Origin of the sequence: Mesorhizobium sp. INR15, assembly GCF_015500075.1 — a bacterium.
Classification (GTDB): domain Bacteria; phylum Pseudomonadota; class Alphaproteobacteria; order Rhizobiales; family Rhizobiaceae; genus Mesorhizobium.
This window is the reverse complement of sequence record NZ_CP045496.1, coordinates 5,292,417-5,308,382: the sequence shown is the minus strand read 5'-3', so window position 1 is coordinate 5,308,382 and position 15,966 is coordinate 5,292,417. Positions and strand designations below refer to the sequence as shown.

21 protein-coding genes are annotated in these 15,966 nt (G+C 61.5%); 14 read left to right on the top strand and 7 right to left on the bottom strand.

Annotated elements, in window-relative coordinates:
* Positions 1 to 84: 84 nt before the first annotated feature.
* The 3 genes from fumC to betI form a co-directional block, all read right to left on the bottom strand.
* Positions 85 to 1,482, bottom strand: coding sequence for a class II fumarate hydratase (gene fumC, locus GA829_RS25920; RefSeq protein ID WP_195175428.1), 1,398 nt, complete (start codon positions 1,480 to 1,482; stop codon positions 85 to 87).
* A 258-nt stretch (positions 1,483 to 1,740) separates the two neighbouring features.
* Positions 1,741 to 2,514, bottom strand: a complete 774-nt coding sequence (locus GA829_RS25915; protein WP_195175427.1) for an SDR family NAD(P)-dependent oxidoreductase — start codon at positions 2,512 to 2,514, stop codon at positions 1,741 to 1,743.
* A gap of 95 nt (positions 2,515 to 2,609) precedes the next feature.
* Positions 2,610 to 3,248: a choline-binding transcriptional repressor BetI gene (betI, locus tag GA829_RS25910; RefSeq protein WP_195175426.1), complete on the bottom strand. Its 639-nt coding sequence runs from the start codon at positions 3,246 to 3,248 to the stop codon at positions 2,610 to 2,612.
* A gap of 83 nt (positions 3,249 to 3,331) precedes the next feature.
* Between betI and choX the strand changes: the two genes are divergently transcribed.
* Positions 3,332 to 4,270 (top strand): choline ABC transporter substrate-binding protein, encoded by a 939-nt coding sequence (gene choX / locus GA829_RS25905; RefSeq protein ID WP_195175425.1) that lies wholly within the window; start codon positions 3,332 to 3,334, stop codon positions 4,268 to 4,270.
* An 11-nt stretch (positions 4,271 to 4,281) separates the two neighbouring features.
* Positions 4,282 to 5,109, top strand: coding sequence for an alpha/beta fold hydrolase (locus tag GA829_RS25900; RefSeq protein WP_195175424.1), 828 nt, complete (start codon positions 4,282 to 4,284; stop codon positions 5,107 to 5,109).
* Here GA829_RS25900 and GA829_RS25895 read toward each other — a convergent pair.
* Entirely contained in the window at positions 5,106 to 5,879 is a 774-nt protein-coding gene (locus GA829_RS25895; RefSeq protein ID WP_195175423.1) for an NIPSNAP family protein, read from the bottom strand. The two genes, GA829_RS25900 and GA829_RS25895, sit on opposite strands and share 4 nt — an antisense overlap.
* Positions 5,880 to 5,976: 97 nt before the next feature.
* Between GA829_RS25895 and GA829_RS25890 the strand changes: the two genes are divergently transcribed.
* Positions 5,977 to 6,582 (top strand): TetR/AcrR family transcriptional regulator, encoded by a 606-nt coding sequence (locus GA829_RS25890; protein WP_258051948.1) that lies wholly within the window; start codon positions 5,977 to 5,979, stop codon positions 6,580 to 6,582.
* Here the strand turns inward: GA829_RS25890 and GA829_RS25885 are convergent.
* Positions 6,579 to 7,169: a hypothetical protein gene (locus GA829_RS25885; protein ID WP_195175422.1), complete on the bottom strand. Its 591-nt coding sequence runs from the start codon at positions 7,167 to 7,169 to the stop codon at positions 6,579 to 6,581. The genes GA829_RS25890 and GA829_RS25885 overlap by 4 nt on opposite strands.
* 132 nt (positions 7,170 to 7,301) lie before the next feature.
* Between GA829_RS25885 and GA829_RS25880 the strand changes: the two genes are divergently transcribed.
* The gene (locus GA829_RS25880; protein WP_195175421.1) at positions 7,302 to 8,435 is read left to right on the top strand and encodes a metallophosphoesterase; all 1,134 of its coding nucleotides are present in this window, start codon (positions 7,302 to 7,304) and stop codon (positions 8,433 to 8,435) included.
* Positions 8,436 to 8,489: 54 nt separating this feature from the next.
* On the opposite strand, the gene GA829_RS25875 is transcribed toward GA829_RS25880, so the two are convergent.
* Complete coding sequence (locus GA829_RS25875; protein WP_195175420.1) at positions 8,490 to 8,669, bottom strand: CsbD family protein; 180 nt, start codon at positions 8,667 to 8,669, stop codon at positions 8,490 to 8,492.
* 173 nt (positions 8,670 to 8,842) lie between these two features.
* On the opposite strand from GA829_RS25875, the gene GA829_RS25870 reads away from it, so the two are divergent.
* Positions 8,843 to 9,496, top strand: a complete 654-nt coding sequence (locus GA829_RS25870; protein WP_195175419.1) for a glutathione S-transferase family protein — start codon at positions 8,843 to 8,845, stop codon at positions 9,494 to 9,496.
* Between the two features lie 67 nt (positions 9,497 to 9,563).
* On the opposite strand, the gene GA829_RS25865 is transcribed toward GA829_RS25870, so the two are convergent.
* Positions 9,564 to 10,415 (bottom strand): LysR family transcriptional regulator, encoded by an 852-nt coding sequence (locus GA829_RS25865; protein WP_195175418.1) that lies wholly within the window; start codon positions 10,413 to 10,415, stop codon positions 9,564 to 9,566.
* Between the two features lie 92 nt (positions 10,416 to 10,507).
* Here GA829_RS25865 and GA829_RS25860 point away from each other — a divergent pair, with 92 nt between their 5' ends.
* The 9 genes from GA829_RS25860 (at position 10,508) to GA829_RS25820 (ending at position 15,848) form a co-directional block, all read left to right on the top strand.
* Entirely contained in the window at positions 10,508 to 10,969 is a 462-nt protein-coding gene (locus tag GA829_RS25860; RefSeq protein ID WP_195175417.1) for a RidA family protein, read from the top strand.
* 14 nt (positions 10,970 to 10,983) lie between these two features.
* On the top strand, positions 10,984 to 11,772 hold the full coding sequence (locus tag GA829_RS25855) for an SDR family oxidoreductase (protein WP_195175416.1): 789 nt from the start codon (positions 10,984 to 10,986) through the stop codon (positions 11,770 to 11,772).
* Positions 11,773 to 11,914: 142 nt separating this feature from the next.
* Positions 11,915 to 13,288 (top strand): HD-GYP domain-containing protein, encoded by a 1,374-nt coding sequence (locus GA829_RS25850; RefSeq protein ID WP_195175415.1) that lies wholly within the window; start codon positions 11,915 to 11,917, stop codon positions 13,286 to 13,288.
* Positions 13,289 to 13,482: 194 nt separating this feature from the next.
* Positions 13,483 to 13,692 carry a cold-shock protein gene (locus tag GA829_RS25845; protein WP_010915421.1) on the top strand — a complete coding sequence of 70 codons (210 nt, stop codon included), beginning with the start codon at positions 13,483 to 13,485 and terminating at the stop codon, positions 13,690 to 13,692.
* Positions 13,693 to 14,008: 316 nt separating this feature from the next.
* Positions 14,009 to 14,236, top strand: a complete 228-nt coding sequence (locus tag GA829_RS25840) for a hypothetical protein (RefSeq protein ID WP_195175414.1) — start codon at positions 14,009 to 14,011, stop codon at positions 14,234 to 14,236.
* Positions 14,236 to 14,640, top strand: a complete 405-nt coding sequence (locus GA829_RS25835) for a hypothetical protein (RefSeq protein WP_195175413.1) — start codon at positions 14,236 to 14,238, stop codon at positions 14,638 to 14,640. Before GA829_RS25840 ends, GA829_RS25835 begins: the two co-directional genes overlap by 1 nt.
* A gap of 1 nt (position 14,641) precedes the next feature.
* Positions 14,642 to 14,812 (top strand): hypothetical protein, encoded by a 171-nt coding sequence (locus GA829_RS25830; protein ID WP_195175412.1) that lies wholly within the window; start codon positions 14,642 to 14,644, stop codon positions 14,810 to 14,812.
* Positions 14,813 to 14,816: 4 nt separating this feature from the next.
* The gene (locus GA829_RS25825) at positions 14,817 to 15,149 is read left to right on the top strand and encodes a YkgJ family cysteine cluster protein (protein WP_374940368.1); all 333 of its coding nucleotides are present in this window, start codon (positions 14,817 to 14,819) and stop codon (positions 15,147 to 15,149) included.
* Positions 15,150 to 15,236: 87 nt separating this feature from the next.
* Positions 15,237 to 15,848: a LysE family translocator gene (locus tag GA829_RS25820; RefSeq protein WP_195175411.1), complete on the top strand. Its 612-nt coding sequence runs from the start codon at positions 15,237 to 15,239 to the stop codon at positions 15,846 to 15,848.
* Positions 15,849 to 15,966: the final 118 nt, after the last annotated feature.

Genomic DNA, 15,966 nt, shown 5'->3' with positions numbered 1-15,966 from the left:
TGCGAATGCGGCGACACATCGTTCACCGTTGATAGCGTTCTCGCGAGTTATCCTGGACGTGTTAACCGTCCCGGATGCGCCACGCTATCCCGGATGCGTCATGTCTTCCGGCCGCACCAGCCGGTCATAGTCCGCTTCGGTAACCAGACCTGTGGCCAAGGCTTCCTCGCGCAAGGTCGTGCCCTTCTTGTGCGCGGTCTTGGCGATCTTGGCGGCGTTGTCGTAGCCGATGCTTGGCGCCAGCGCCGTCACCAGCATCAGCGAGCGGTCGAGTGCTGCCTTGATATTGTCCTCGCGCGCCTCGATGCCGACGACGCAATTATCGGTGAACGACACCGATGCATCGGCCAGCAACTGCACCGACTGCAGGAAATTGTAGGCCATCAGCGGATTGTAGACATTGAGCTCGAAATGGCCCTGGCTGCCAGCGAAGGTCAGCGCGGCATTGTTTCCGAACACCTGGACGCAGACCTGTGTCATCGCCTCGCACTGCGTCGGGTTGACCTTGCCAGGCATGATCGAGGAGCCCGGCTCGTTTTCCGGCAGGGACAATTCACCCAGGCCGGAGCGCGGGCCCGAGCCGAGGAAGCGGATGTCGTTGGCGATCTTGAACAGGGCCGCCGCGCAGGCGTTGATGGCGCCGTGCGAGAATACCATGGAATCATGGGCGGCCAGCGCCTCGAACTTGTTCGGCGCGGTGATAAAGTCGATGCCGGTGATGGCGGCGATACGCGCCGCCACCTTTTCGGCAAAGCCCACGGGCGCATTAAGCCCTGTGCCGACGGCGGTGCCGCCTTGCGCCAGTTCCTGCAGGCCGGGCAGGGTCAACTCGATACGCTTGATTGACGAGGCGACCTGCGCCGCGTAGCCGGAAAACTCCTGGCCAAGGGTGAGGGGGGTTGCGTCCTGCGTATGCGTGCGGCCGATCTTGATGATGTGGCCGAAAGCCTCGGTCTTGGCTTCGAGCGCCGCAAGCAGATGCCTGAGCGCGGGCAGCAGGTCGTGCACGATCCGCTCGGCGCAGGCGATGTGCATGGCCGTCGGGTAGGTGTCGTTCGACGACTGGCTCATGTTGACGTGGTCGTTGGGATGCACTGGCTTCTTCGAGCCCATGACGCCACCGAGCATTTCGATCGCCCGGTTGGAGATCACCTCGTTGGCATTCATGTTGGACTGCGTGCCCGAGCCTGTTTGCCAGACGACCAGCGGGAAATGATCGTTGAGCTTGCCGTCGATGACCTCTTGCGCCGCATCGACGATCGTCTTGCCGATCGCCGGGTCAAGCCGCTTCAGCTCCATATTGGCTTCCGCCGCCGCCTGCTTGACGATGCCCAGCGCACGCACGATCGAGGCCGGTTGCTTCTCCCAGCCGATCTTGAAATTGCCCAGCGAACGCTGCGCCTGCGCTCCCCAATAACGGTCAGCTGCGACCTCGATGGGACCGAATGTGTCGGTTTCGGTTCTGGTCTTCTCAGCGCTCACGGCTCTCTCCGTCTGTCGAATTCGGCAACGGGGTATCGCGTTGCACAACGGGCTTCAAGTGGAGATTGCAGGGGCTGGTGATGCAAATCGGTTGAAGCGGGCTTCCCAGCGAAATACGCCTGCGAAAGCATGTTTGCTCCCGCTTCGCGCGTCTTCCACGCACGCGGCTGGCGGCCGCGTTGGGCAAATTCATTTGGCAAGCGGAGCGCCGCGCTCGCGAGAGAAGGAGCCGTGCTTGCGAGAGAAGGAGAAGTGTCTTCAGCCGGCCGTGTATCCGCCATCGACGGCAAAGATGCCGCCGCTGGTCCAGGCGGCTTCATCACTGGCCAGATACACCGCGATGCCAGCCAGGTCGCTGGTCTGACCGATGCGCCCGAGCGGATAGCTGCGCTCGACATACGCGTTCAGCTCAGCCTTGGCCTGTGCCGGCAGGTTGTCGACGGTCCGGCGCCGCATTGCCGTGTCGATTGTACCCGGCGCGATCGCATTGACACGAATGCCGCGCGGGCCAAGCTCGAAGGCCAGCGACTTGGTTAGCGAATTCAGTGCGCCCTTCGACAGCGAGTAGAGGCTCGATGGCCGGTTCGGGATCATCTTGTTGGCAAAATAGGACGAGATGTTGATGACCGACGCCTGCGCAGCGAGATGCGGCAGCAGACGCTGGGTGAGGAAGAACACCGCCGTTACGTTGAGCGCGAAGGACTGCTGGAATTGCTCTTCGGTGACGGTTTCGAACGGCACCAGGAAGGCGACGCCGGCATTGTTGACGAGGATGTCGATCGGCCGACCGGATTTGCTCACATGTTCTTCAGTCGCGCCGATACCCGCGCTGCTGGAGAGGTCGGCGGACAGAGTTTCGACGCCACCGCCCTCGTTTGCGGCAGTCAGGGTCTCGCCAGCCGTTTGAAGCTTTCTGGCATCGCGTGCAACGATCAAGACTTCGGCACCCTCGCGCAGGAAGGCGCCGGCGATGGCGAAGCCTATCCCTTCCGAACCGCCAGTGATCAGCGCACGCTTGCCGCCAAGCCTCATCGGGACCTCCCTGCGACTTCACCTTCGCCGCACCAATCTATTGGTGGGCGGCGCGGCTTGCCTATCGCAAAGTATGAACTTTGGTTGGCATCTGTTCAGGCGCGAACGGGTGAGGCATGCAGCAGGGCGAGCTTTGCCGCGATGTGATCCCTGACCTGGCGGATCGCTTCTTCGCGTGAGATGCCGCCCGGCTGCAGCCCGTGCCGCAACCAGAGACCATCGATCATTGCGGTGACGCCGAAGGCGATGTCATTGGCGTCGGTCGGTGAGACAAGGCCTTTCAAGCCGGACAGAAGGTTTGAATGCATCCGGGCATGGATCACCGCTTGGATGCGCGCCAGTTTCTCATCGCGCGGCACCTCCGCGCAGAGCGAAAGCCAGGCATGGCAAAGAGGCGGCAGGAACAGATGCTCCGCGAAATTACCCTCGATCACCGCGTCAACGCGCCCCATCGGCGTCCGCGCCTGGTGAAGCCGCGCGATCACCACGTCGCGCAGCGCGGCATTGCCCTCGCGCATCGCATGCTCGAACAGTTCCTGCTTGTTGCGGAAATAGTGAAGCACGATCCCCTTGGAGGCGCCGGCATGCGCGGCCACTTTTTCCAGAGTCGCTCCGGTGATGCCTTCGCGCTGCAGCACCGCGAAGGCAGCCTGCCGCAATTCCTTGCGGCGTATGTCGCCGAGACGCTTGAGTTTCACGGGATCTGTCCATGCATCGCGAATCCATGTTGACATTTTTGTCCGCCCAGATCAATGATTAACCCATGGGACAATAAAATGACCAAATGGTCAATCGCGCGACAATAGGGAGAACCGAGATGTTCCGTATCCTTGCAAATGGCGTCTGCATTGCCGCCTTGGCGCTGGCCTCTCATGCGGCTCAGGCCGCCGAGGCCGAGCAGTGCAAGACGGTCCGCATGGCCGAACCTGGCTGGAACGATCTCGCCTTCACCACCGGGGTGGCCAACGTCCTATTTCAAGCGCTTGGCTATGAGCCGCAAAGCGAGGTGCTCGGCGTAAACGTCATTTACGAGGGCATGAAGAACAACGATCTCGACCTGTTTCTGGGCTACTGGGACCCGGCCATGGTTACCTATTACGCGCCGTACAAGAAGGATGGTTCGGTCGAGAATGTACGCATCAATCTCGAAGGCGCCAAATACACGTTCGCCGTGCCGACCTATGTCTGGGAGGCCGGCGTCAAGGACGTCTCCGACCTGCACAAGTTCGCCGACAAGTTCAGCAAGAAGATGTACGGCATCGAGCCTGGGTCCAACCAGCTGATGATGGATGCCATTGCCGATCCCCAATTCGGTCTCGACGGCTGGCAGGTCGTCGAGTCGAGCGAAGCTGGCATGCTTTCGGAGGTCGGCTATGAGATCAAGGAGAAGCAGTTCATCGTCTTCCAGGGCTGGGCGCCGCATCCGATGAACACAATGTACGATTTCAAGTACCTGACCGGCGGCGACAAGTTCTTTGGCCCGAATTTCGGCGCCGCGAGTGTGACGACCCAGGTGCGCACCGGCTACCTGCAGCAATGTCCGAACGTCGCGCAACTTCTCAAGAATCTCGTCTTCGACATCGATTTCGAGAATGTCGGCATGGGTTACCTCATCAATGATGGCATGAAGCCCGAGGATGGTGCGCTGAAGGCAATCACGTTGAACAAAGGTAGGCTCGATGCCTGGTTGGCCGGTGTCACCACCTTCGACGGCAAACCCGGCCTTGCCGCGGTGAAGGAAAAGCTTGGCCTGTGAGGCCGGTCGCGATGGACGCCTTGCAAGACCAAGAAGCGTTGACGGAACAGGACGCCTGGCCCACCCGCAAACGCCTGGTCGATGTCGGCGGTCACGATGTCGCCTATGTCGAGATATCAGGCGCCGAGCCAGCGCTGCTTTTGCTGCACGGCTTTACCGACACCAGTCGCAGCTACTCGCTGCTGGCGCCGCATTTGGCCGGCCGCCGCCTTGTCATTCCGGACCTGCGCGGCCATGGCGCCTCACAACCGGAGACAGGCTTTTGCATCTCGGATTTCGCCGCCGATATTGCAGGCCTGATCCAACGCCTTCGCTTGGACCGGCCAGTCGCCGTCGGCCATTCGCTGGGTGGCATGGTGGCGATCACGTTGGCGACACGGCATCCTGAGCTCATCAGTGGGCTGGTGATGCTGGCCAGCACGCTGAAGCCCGATTTCTCACCGGACCATCCGATGCTGGCCGGTATACAAGCCCTGCGCGACCCTATTTCGCCGACCGACCCACTCTATGATTGGTGGCATGCCTGCCTGCCCGTCGTCCCCAAGGCTTTTCTTGCCGGCATGGCGAGGGACGCCTCGGCCATGCCTGCGGCGCGCTGGCGTGCGATCCTGGAGGAGGTCTGCCGTACCGATTTGACCGGCGCGGCGCGAACGGTGCGAACCCGCACACTTGTCATAGCCGGTGCGTGCGACCCGCTGTTTGGCGAAGCGCATCAACTGGTGTTGCTTCGGGCACTTCCCGAAGCCATTCTCGTCCACGCGCAAAATTGCGGCCACAACCCGCATTGGGAGGACCCGGAATTGGTTGCGAAGAGCATCCTGCAGGCGTTTGCAGCCTAGGAATATCGCCCCAGCAGGGACTGCGATGTGGGCGACAGCCGCAAGGTCTCGGTCGGCTTGGCAAGATCGGCTGTTTGCAGGAAGGCTTGCCATTGCCGCGAGGCGAGGAGCTTGGCCTGGTGTCGGGCATGCGCTTCGGCGCTGTCGAGGCCAATGACACTGATGAACACGTTTTCGCTGGCCCGGACTGGCAGCCGGGGAAAGCTGTTTTCGGCATGCTCGGTGGCAAAGGCCGCAAGCAGCCGTGCGCCGTGCGCTGTCAGCACGGAAACGGCTTCGGCGGCAAAGCGGCTGGCGAAATCGGCTTCCGCACCAGGTCGCAAGTGATGAATCTGGATAACAACAAGCCCAGCCAAGACATTGTTCGCGCTGGAATCTTCAAGCATCGTCCTCTGGGCATCTGAAAGATCGAAGCCGGCCTGCGGCCAAGCTGGTCTCAGCAACAGCACATCGTCCGAATCGATCATCGTTGCGTTGGCCGCGTTGCGGTGCTCTGCCCATATTGGTCCGCCATAGAAGGCGGTCAGCGCAGTTTTGCGGGCCTCCATGCCGGCGAAGCCACGCATCCAGACGAACATGTTCGGGCGGTCGAGGTCGCGGAACTGGCCGATGATCGTCATACCGGCCTGTTCCTGGCCCTCGATCAGATTGCCATCGAAGATGTCGATCAGCGTGTCGCGCTGGCCCGGCTTCAGCGTGTACTGCCTGAGTTCGACAATTGGCGAGGCGAGGTCGTCAGGTTTCGAGTGCGCTTTCAGCGGCAGGTTCATCGTCTCTTCTCCAAAACAGGGTGATCCTCCTGTTCATAAACAGACTGGTTGTCCTGTTTTGTCAACATGCTATTGTTTGACGATGTCAGCAGAGACCATGTCCCGGCCTAAATCGCGGCGTCAAAAACGCACCAACGATCCTGAGGGCATGCGCAAGCGCGTGCTCGACGTTGCCGAAGGGTCTTTCCAGGCGCGCGGCTACCATGCGTCCAGTCTAGGAGATCTGATGGTGGCGGCGGGGGTCACCGCGGGCGCGCTGCACCATCATTTCCCGACCAAGAAGGCATTGGCTCTCGCGGTGATCGAGGAGCGTGTCGCCAACGCCGTCGATGAAACCTGGATCAAGCCCCTGCGCGCGGCGGGCTCTGCGCGGGAAGGGATTCGGCTTGTCTTCGAAGCCGTGGCGGCGGAGCTTGAGAACCAGGGTTTCGTGCGCGGCTGTCCACTCAACAACCTTGCGCATGAGCTGTCGTTGGCCGATCAGGATTTCCGCACCGCCCTTGCCGGTATCTTCGCGGATTGGCGCGAAGCGATCGCCGAAAAGGTCAGGGCGGACCAGCAGTCGGGCAGGGAACAAGGCGTCGATCCAGGGCGCTTTGCAACGTTGGCCGTCGCCACCTATTCCGGCGCCATGTCCATGGCCAAGACAGATCAGGACGCAGGCGTGTTGCGGGACTGTCTGGCGGCGTTTGACGAGGTCTAGTTGGCCAGCGGTCTGATCGTCTGGTAACCGTTCACCGATTCCGAACTCGTGCCATCATCGTAGCGCCGTGCCAGAGCCGCCTGCAGGTCAGGCGCATAAAGGGCGGTATATGTGTCAAGTGTATCGCCTGCGCCATTCTTGAACGTCTCGCTGACGGCCAGCACACCATATTTGCAGTCGCCCAGGCGGAATGTTTCCTTGCCCTTGACGACCAAGGTCAACGTCTTGACGCTCTTCGGCGGGTCTTTCGGCGACAGCTCAACGAACTCAATCGTGCTCTTCGCGCCCACCTTCAGCGGAAACAGTTTTCGCAGATCGGAAAACGGGATCATGGCCAGCCGGCCGGTGTTGCTATCGCGAAACACCTCGATCAGGCCGGCAAACAAATATTGCGTCTGCGGCGATTGAGACCCGTATTTGTTGGCGACGGACACCATCCCACCCGCTACGGGACGGAACTCGCTGCGGATGCCAGGCATCTCCAGGGTGAAACCGTTCTTTGCGGATTTTGCGTCGACGCATTGATCCGCGTGCGCCGCACTCGCTGACAGTAAAACCGCCAGTATGCCAATAGTTGCGATCTTCATAGCCCCGTTGCTTGTCGCTCATACGTCAGCACTTGCAGGCATGACAGAAGCTCGGTGCGATGTCGATGCGCCAGCAGTCGTGATATCGCACTGAAACTGGACGCGCAGGGGCCGTATGTGCATGTTCCGTCGATGATGAATCACCGCCCACCAAGATTGTATTCGCGACGCAACGTCCTGACGGGCGCGGCAGGATTTGCCGCCGCCGGCATGCTTGCGCGCCCGGCTCTTGGCCAGACCGGCGCGCGCGTTGAGCCCATTGACGCCACCTTCCTGTTCATCGCCGATATCCATGCCTGCCGTATGGCAAGCGGGTTGAGTCCGAATTGCCTGCAGGAAGGCAAGACCGACGCTGCGTTGCTGCGCAACGTCGCGGCCTTGAACGGCATAGGCGAGAAGACATGGCCGGCCGAGATCGGCGGCGGCGCCACAGGTCTGCGCGCTGCTGGCAGCCGTATCGGCACCCCGCTTGGCCTTGTCGTCGGCGGCGACATCACCGACGACGGCGGCGGCCAGATTACCCAGCCCAGCGAAGGCACTCAGCTCCTGCAATTCAGTCAGCGCTACAGCCAGGGTGTTGGGCCGGATCGCGTTCACATGCCGGTCTATGTCGGGCTTGGCAATCACGACCTCGACCAGAACGGTCCGTCGCATCATGTCGACTGGTATCGGCGCGAAATGCGCGACTACGTCGAGGTCAACCACCGTGCCGGCGTGTTCTTCAAACCGCCGGTGCCGGCGACCGACTATGACGTCGATACCGACTGCTATTCATGGGACTGGGGCGGATTGCATCTCATTCAGACCCATCGCTTTGCCGGCGACAACGGCCATGGCGCCGTCAATGCCTTGCCCTGGCTCAAACAGGATCTGGCCACCTATGCCGGCGACGGCCGTCCCGTGATCCTGTTTCAGCACTATGGCTGGGACACATTTTCAACCGAGCGGTGGGACCCGGCGAAAACGACCTTCGACGACAGCGGCACTGGCGCGCCGCACTGGTGGAGCGACGCCGACAGGCAAGCGCTGTTGGCTACGCTAAAGGGCTACAATGTCGTCGGTATCTTTCATGGCCACCAGCACGGGACGCCGCTGATTTATCGCAGGGATAGTCTCGACCTGTTCAAGCCGAAGGCCGCCTATATGGGTGGCTTTGCGATTGCGCATATAACAAACGACGGCATGGATGTCGTTTTGGGCGAGGCCGCCAACGACCAAGGTGAGGTGACGTTCACCAACGCATTCAGCAAGAACTGGGGCACATGAGAAAAAGGCAGCCCTGGCGGCTGCCTTTTCTTCGCTGTCAAAAGCGCCGTTCGATCAAAGCGCCTTCTTGACCTTTTCCTTTACGTCGCCGTAGGCCTTCTGCACCTTCCCCGCGACCTTGTCGGCCATGCCTTCGGTCTGGGTCTGCCTGTTGCCCGTGGCCTTGCCGGCTGCTTCCTTGACCGAGCCCTTGACCTGTTTGGCCACGCCCGCGACTTGATCCTTGTTCACCATTTCGCATCTCCTGGTTTTTGTTCGCCAAGGCAAACGAGCCGACATCGCTTAGGTTCCAATGATGCCAGGCCTTCGCTTCAAAACGCGCAACTTTCGGCTGTGACGCCGTCACGCTAGTGTGCCGGTGTGTGCGCTCGAGCGGGGCTTGGGGCAACACCGTTCGGGGAGAAGAAATGGCTGAATTCAAACTCTACATCGGCAACAAGTGCTTTTCCTCATGGTCGCTGCGGCCATGGGTTGCGATGAAGCACCTGGACATTCCGTTCGAGGAAGGTTTCGTGCGGCTGCGCACGCCTGAGACTGCGACGAATCTTGCCGAGGTTTCGCCCACGGGCCAGGTGCCGGTGTTGAATCACAACGGCAAGATCATATGGGAAACGCTTGCAATCCTTGAATATCTTGCCGACCTCTTTCCGGAGAAAAAACTCTGGCCGCAAGATGTTGGTGCACGCGCGCTGGCGCGTTCGGCGGCGACCGAGATGCATTCCGGTTTTCGCGAAGTCCGTTACGGCTGGCCGATGAACCTGCGCCGGCCAAAGGGTCACAAGCCGCTCGACGTCGAAGGGGACGCGCAGCGGGCTCGCATCGAGACGCTGTGGCGGCAGTGCCGTCAGCAATACGGGCAGGGCGGGCCATTCCTGTTTGGCCATTTCACCGCCGCCGACGCGATGTATGCGCCTGTCGTCACCCGCTTTGACACTTATGGCGGCACGCTGGCGCCCGACACCAGAGCCTATGTCGAGGCGGTGCTGGCAACACCGGCAATGCGCCACTGGTACGCCGAGGCCGCGAAAGAGACCTGGCCGGAGCCTGGCCCGGACGAATAGGCGTATTGCCAGCTCTGCTCCGGCAAGCTCGCGGCGAAGCTTGACGTGCCGCCGCGACGAGCAGCACCTACATCTCAAATCCGGCGAGCAGAAAATCTCCGCACTCCTCGACCAACTTGGGCGAGTTCCTGGCGATGTAGATCCCGAAATCCGCGACTGGGGCTTGGGGCAGATTGAGGCGACCGTTGAGGCTAAGGCAGTCGTGCGGCAGCCCTTCCTGCAGCAAGAGGCCGACCCCAAGTCCGGCCCTGAGCGCCGAGATCAGCGCCGCGAAGGTCGATACACGACAGCCGACCTTCCAGCCGATCCCGGCCTCGGCAAGCGAAGCCAGCATGCGGTCCTGCCAGGAGCAGGCCCCATCAAAGATAATGAGCGGAAGCTCGGCCTCGTCGTCGAGTTCGATCATCCGGCTTGCCACCCACACCAGCTGCCGCGACAGATGGCCTCGCGGCGCCATGGTGAAACGCGCGGGATCGGCCATGACGATGTCGCACTTCCCTTCGCTTAGTGACTTGCTGAGATCGGTGCTGCCTGCCGATGTCAACTCGATCTCCACGGACGGATGACGTCGCCGGAAGTCGGCGATGATGGAGGGCAGGCGGGTCACCGCTAGGTCCTCGACGATGCCCAGCCGGACCCGGCCCACAAGTCTGCGGCCTTCTATCTCGCGTCTCGCGTCCTCACCGAGCGCGATCGCCTTGCGGGCGAAGGCAAGCAGGATCTCACCGGCCTCCGTCAGGCTTACGCCGCGTGGCGAGCGGCGCAGCAATTGAGCGCCCACTTCACTCTCGAGGCGCTGAAGCTGCATGCTGACCGCGGCTTGCGTGCGTGCGAGACGGTCGGCGGCCCGGCTGACAGTTCCCACATCCGCCACGGTGACGAAAGCGCGCAGGAGCCTGATGTCGATATCCCCAGTCATAAGGATTCCTGATAGTGCCCTAAGAAGTATCAGCCTATCGCGACACCCGACCTGAGTTCAAGGTCTCTCCTATCCAACGAGAGGAGCGGACCTTGTCCTATAGAAAGAAATTTGAAGAACTCGGTATTGCCTGGCCATCCCTTGAGCGCCCCGCCTTGCCCTTCTCGCCGACGGTGCGGGTCGGGGACATCATCTACGTCTCCGGCCAGATACCGGAGATCGGCGCAGACATCGCCGCCACCGGTCAGGTCGGCAGGGAGGTCGATCTGGCCACGGCGCAGCACGCGGCCCGGCTTTGCGCCGCCAACATCGTCCATTGGCTGGACAAGGCTCTGGACGGCGACCTCGACCGCGTCGTCAGGTTTGCGAAGCTGACCGTCTACGTGAATGCGATACCCGGCTTCAAAAGCTATTCGGAGGTTGGCAACGGTGCTTCGGAATTTCTGCTGCATGTCTTCGGCGAGCGTGGCGAGCATGCCCGCTGCGCGCTCGGCATGGGCGGCCTGCCGGCCAATGTTCCTGTCGAAGCCGACGCCATCGTGCATGTTCGCTAGCGGAGCTTGACCTGATGAGTACAAATCTGAAGGGGCGCAAAGCGCTGGTTCTCGGTGGAGGCAAGGGCTTGGGGCTTGGGGTCGCCCAAGCTCTCTCGGCAAAAGGCGCTGACATCATCCTGGTCGGGCGGGCGGCGGATACCTTGGAAAAGGCGTGCGGTATGATCCAGTCGGCTGGCGGGGCCTGCACCGCCCTCAGCGCCGACCTCTCTGACACCGGCAGTGTCTCCCGGCTGCTTCGTACGGTCGAGCAGGAACATCAACGGATCGACATCGTCCTGCTCAATGGCGGTGGCCCGCCACCTTTCGCGGCGAGTGTCTTTGACGCGGAGATATGGGCGGGGCAATTCACCAGCATGATGCTCAGCCAGATCCGGATCGCCACATGCTTCCTGCCCGGCATGCGGGCGAGGCGCTGGGGTCGCATCATCGGCGTTTCCTCCACCTCCGTCCGTGAGCCGATCCCTGGCTTGACCGCATCGAATGCGCTGCGGGCCGCACTCGCCGGCTGGGCCAAGACCCTGGCCGCCGAGGTGGCGGCGGAAGGTGTTACCGTCAATTTGCTGCTGCCCGGCCGCTTCGCAACGGACAGGACGAAGGAATTCGACGCCATGGATGCCGCGGATCGGGGTGTCGCCCCCTCCGTGATCGCTGCCGAGAGCCAGGCCGAGATTCCGGCGAAGCGCTACGGAACCGCCGCCGAGTTCGGTGCTGTCGCGGCGTTCCTCGCAAGCGACGATGCGGCCTATGTCACAGGTGTCGCGCTGCCCGTGGATGGCGGCCTCAGCCGCGGCATGCTGTGAAGGCATATTGGGCAAATTTTCTGATCGTTGACGCAGGCGGCATGGACCAGATGTCGAGGCCGCCACAACCGGCCACACCAGGAAGTGGAACGGAACGTTAAACGCTCTGTGTTTCCATCCCGCCTGTGTCAGGGGTGGCAGGATGTTGATTGTCTCGAAAGAAGGGCCTTCTGTCGGCGGTATCGGGCTTTCCGAACTGGTCAGCGCGCTCAGCTATGCGCTCGACATCAGCGAAGGCCATCCGACCGGCCATTGCGTTCGATCCTGCTGGATCGGTTTCCACATCGGCCGCGAAGCCGGGCTGTCGCCGGAACAGCTCTCGCACCTCTACTACACCCTTCTTCTCAAGGATGTCGGTTGCAGCAGCAATGCAGCGCGCATCTGCAGCCTGTACCTGGCGGACGATATCGCGCTCAAGCATGACTTCCACCTCGTCAACGACAGCCTGCCTCAGATCCTGCGCTTCGTGCTGTCGCGAACCGGCATGAAGGCGAAGCTGGCCGAACGCTTCAGGGCGCTGCTCAACATCGCCATGAACGGCGGCACCATCGCCAGGGAGCTTTTCCAGACACGCTGTCAGACCGGTGCTGAAATCGTCCGGCAGATGCGCTTTCCCGAGCAGGTCGCGCAAGGCGTCATGGATCTTGATGAGCACTGGAATGGCCAAGGCCAGCCGACCGGGCTGACGGGCGAAGCCATCTCGCCGCTGGCGCGGATCGCGCTGGTCGCGCAGATCGCCGATGTCTTTTACGCCAGCTCTGGCTCGCAAGGCGCGCTTGCCGAATTGCGCGTGCGTTCCGGCACCTGGTTCGAGCCGCGCCTTGTCGAGGCCTGTGAGCGGGCGGCGGCAGCGCCAAATTTCTGGACCATGCTGGATTCGCCAGAGCTTTCGCTGGCCGTGGTCGGCCTCTCGCCGACGGATCAGCAACTGCCGATCAATGACGACTATCTGGATGACATTGCCGCTGCCTTCGCCAAAGTGGTCGATGCCAAGTCGCCCTTCACCAACGGTCATAGCGAGCGCGTGGCCCTGTTCACCGACATGATAGCCGAGGGGCTCGGACTGGACGATCAGCGCCGCCGCCGGCTGAAGCGCGCCGCACTCTTGCACGACATCGGCAAGCTCGGTGTTTCGAATCAAATCCTCGACAAGCCCGATCGCCTTGATGAAGCCGAATGGGCGGCGATCCGCCATCATCCGGCGCTGGGCGAGATCATCCTGTCCAGGATCGGGGCGTTTCGGGAGCTTTCTCGCATTGCCGGCGCGCATCACGAGCGGCTCGACGGCAAAGGCTACCCACGCGGGTTGAAAGGCGACGCTATCGATCTCGACACCCGCATTGTCACCACCGCCGACATCTTCGACGCCCTGACGGCGGAACGCCCCTATCGCGCCGCCATGCCGGTGTCCAAGGCCTTTGAGATCATGGCTGGCGATGTCGGTACGGCGATCGATGCGGCTTGCTTCGAGGCGTTGCGGCAGGCAATTCTGCAGCTGGACAGGATGGCGGCGTAACGCCAGGCAGCCCAGAAATTTGACAGGCCTCCAAAAGAAGTCTAGAAGATGTTTGTCGATATTTGTTTGACCGACTTTTGTTATCCGCGCATTGAAGCGCGCCTTTGACGAACTTCCCCATCAAAAATCGAGACAAACGACGTTGTGCACTCGCACGGCGGCGAACGAGTATTTTGCCATGGAAAGGGTTCGTTATGAGCACCGGCACAGTTAAATGGTTCAACGCCACCAAGGGCTTTGGTTTTATTCAGCCTGACGATGGTTCGGCAGACGTTTTTGTTCACATCTCCGCCGTCGAGCGCGCCGGAATGCGCGACATCGTCGAAGGCCAGAAGCTTGGCTACGAGATGGTCCGCGACAACAAGTCCGGCAAGATGTCCGCCGACCAGTTGAAGGCGGCCTAAATTCGGAATTCAGCTTTCCCGGTGACCACGGATGTACTGGCACCGGTGAATGGCGAATTCTGAGAGCGCCCTTTGCGTATCCATCTGGACGCGAGGCGCTCTAACGGAAGGTCAGGCCATGCCTGACCTTTTTCGTTTGAGCGGTCAATTTAACAAGCCGCACAACCATTTGGTCGTGCTAAGGACGCTCTGACAGGTCGAAAGAGCATTGCGCCTTCGGTTGGCGCGCGATTTGAGACCGATACCATATTGTTTTGTGCGTGATCCCGGTCGAGAACCGGTCTTCCTGCATCACGCTGCGGACAGGAGAAAGACTTTGACCGCCACTTCGAAGACATCTCGCGATCAGGCTGAGTCCATATTCAGCAAGACCCGGACCCAATCCATGTCATTGGGCCGCATCGTGTCCGAACAGGACGCCGTCAGTCAGGCGCGTGAGGCCAAGACCGCCCGGTTGCGTGAACTGCGCCTGGAAAAAGAAGCTGACGATCTTGCGGCTGCTACGGTCCTGGCTGCTCAGCCGAAGCGCGTGGGCAAACGCTGATGGCCACCAAGCGTGTTCCGCCAAAGTTGATTGCCGCCGACTCGACCATCGCCGATGTTGTCGAAGGTCTCGACAAGCCGGTCGAATATGTCCGGCGCGTGCTTGAGAAGCTTGAGCGCTGCAAGCGCGCTCATGGCGATGCCCAGGTGAGGGTTGGGGTGCGCGGCCGCGCCGAATGCCCGAACTACCTGATCGAATATGTCCGCGAGGACGCCAAGACTCATGAGCGGGTGACCTATCAGGACGCCGCCTATAGCGGCAGCACGCATCGAGAACTGGCTTCCCACCACATCGAGGCGGTAAAGAACTGGTCGCCCGAGGAAATGAACATCACGGCGGTTTCGGCACTGATCGGCCGCCTGCGCAATCCGCGCGCGCCATCACGTTTCGCTGACGAGGACTGATATGGCCATCAAATTTTCCAGCAAGGACCAGCCTACCGCGCCGGGTGCCGCCGCCAAGCCGGCCAAGGTGAACGCTGCTCCGAAAGGCGCTGAAGAGCCTGCCGAGGCTTCGACCGACCTTTTCAAGTCCCCGTCGGAAGCGCCGAAGGGCAAGGCCCGGAAAAAGAAATAACGCTTTGCCGCAGGATAGCGATCGCCTTTCCTTGCCGCCGACGCATGGCGCATTCGATTGCCAGAGCTGCGGGGCGTGCTGCTCCTATTCGTCGGAATGGCCGCGGTTTTCCATGGAGGATGACGCGCAACTCGACCGCATTCCGGCGAAATATGTCGCGGCCGATGAATCCGGCATGCGGTGCGATGGGGTGCGCTGCTCCGCTTTATCCGGCGATGTCGGCAAGAAGACCGCCTGTGGCATCTATGAGCTCCGTCCGGATGTCTGCCGCGCTTGCATGCCCGGCGATGACGCTTGCCTGATGGCGCGCGAGGCGCACGGCCTGCCGCTCATCTGAGGCGCCTTCGACCGATTTGCGCCCGGCTTGTGCCGGCGGATTTCGGTGACTACGGTAACTCCGGGCAGGGCATCTGGAGGAACCACCGTGAGCATCGAATTCCTGTTGACGTCGCTGATCGTCGTGGCTTCGCCCGGCACTGGCGTTCTCTATACGCTGAGCGCTGGGCTCTCACGCGGCGCCCGCGCCAGCATCATCGCCGCTTTTGGCTGCACGCTCGGCATCATCCCGCATATGGCCGCTGCCATCACTGGCCTTGCCGCGCTCCTGCACACCAGTGCCGTCGCCTTCGAAACGCTGAAATATCTGGGCGTCGCATACCTGCTCTACATGGCCTGGAGGACGCTGAAGGAGACAGGCGGCCTGAGTGTCGAGGAAAATGTCGCGCCGCGCTCGACCGGCAAGGTGATTGCCACCGGCATCCTCGTCAATGTTCTCAACCCGAAACTGTCGATCTTCTTCTTCGCCTTCCTGCCGCAATTCGTCAGCACCACGGAGCCGAATGCGTTTTCAAAGATGCTGGAACTCAGCACCGTCTTCATGGTTTTGACCTTCGTCGTCTTTGTCGGCTACGGCGTCTTCGCTGCCTCTGTCCGCAATCATGTCGTGTCGCGGCCAAAGGTGCTGACCTGGATGCGCCGCAGCTTCGCGGCCGCCTTCGTCATGCTCGGCGCCAAGCTGGCGCTGGCCGACCGGTAGCGGCCATTGGTACGGCCGGTTGGGTCGATTTTTTAGCCGCTGAAACTTCCGGCCTCGGTCATACGTTGCTTTGCACGACCGCGCGTCCCTCCAGGCGGTCAGGGGGCCGTTGAAGGCC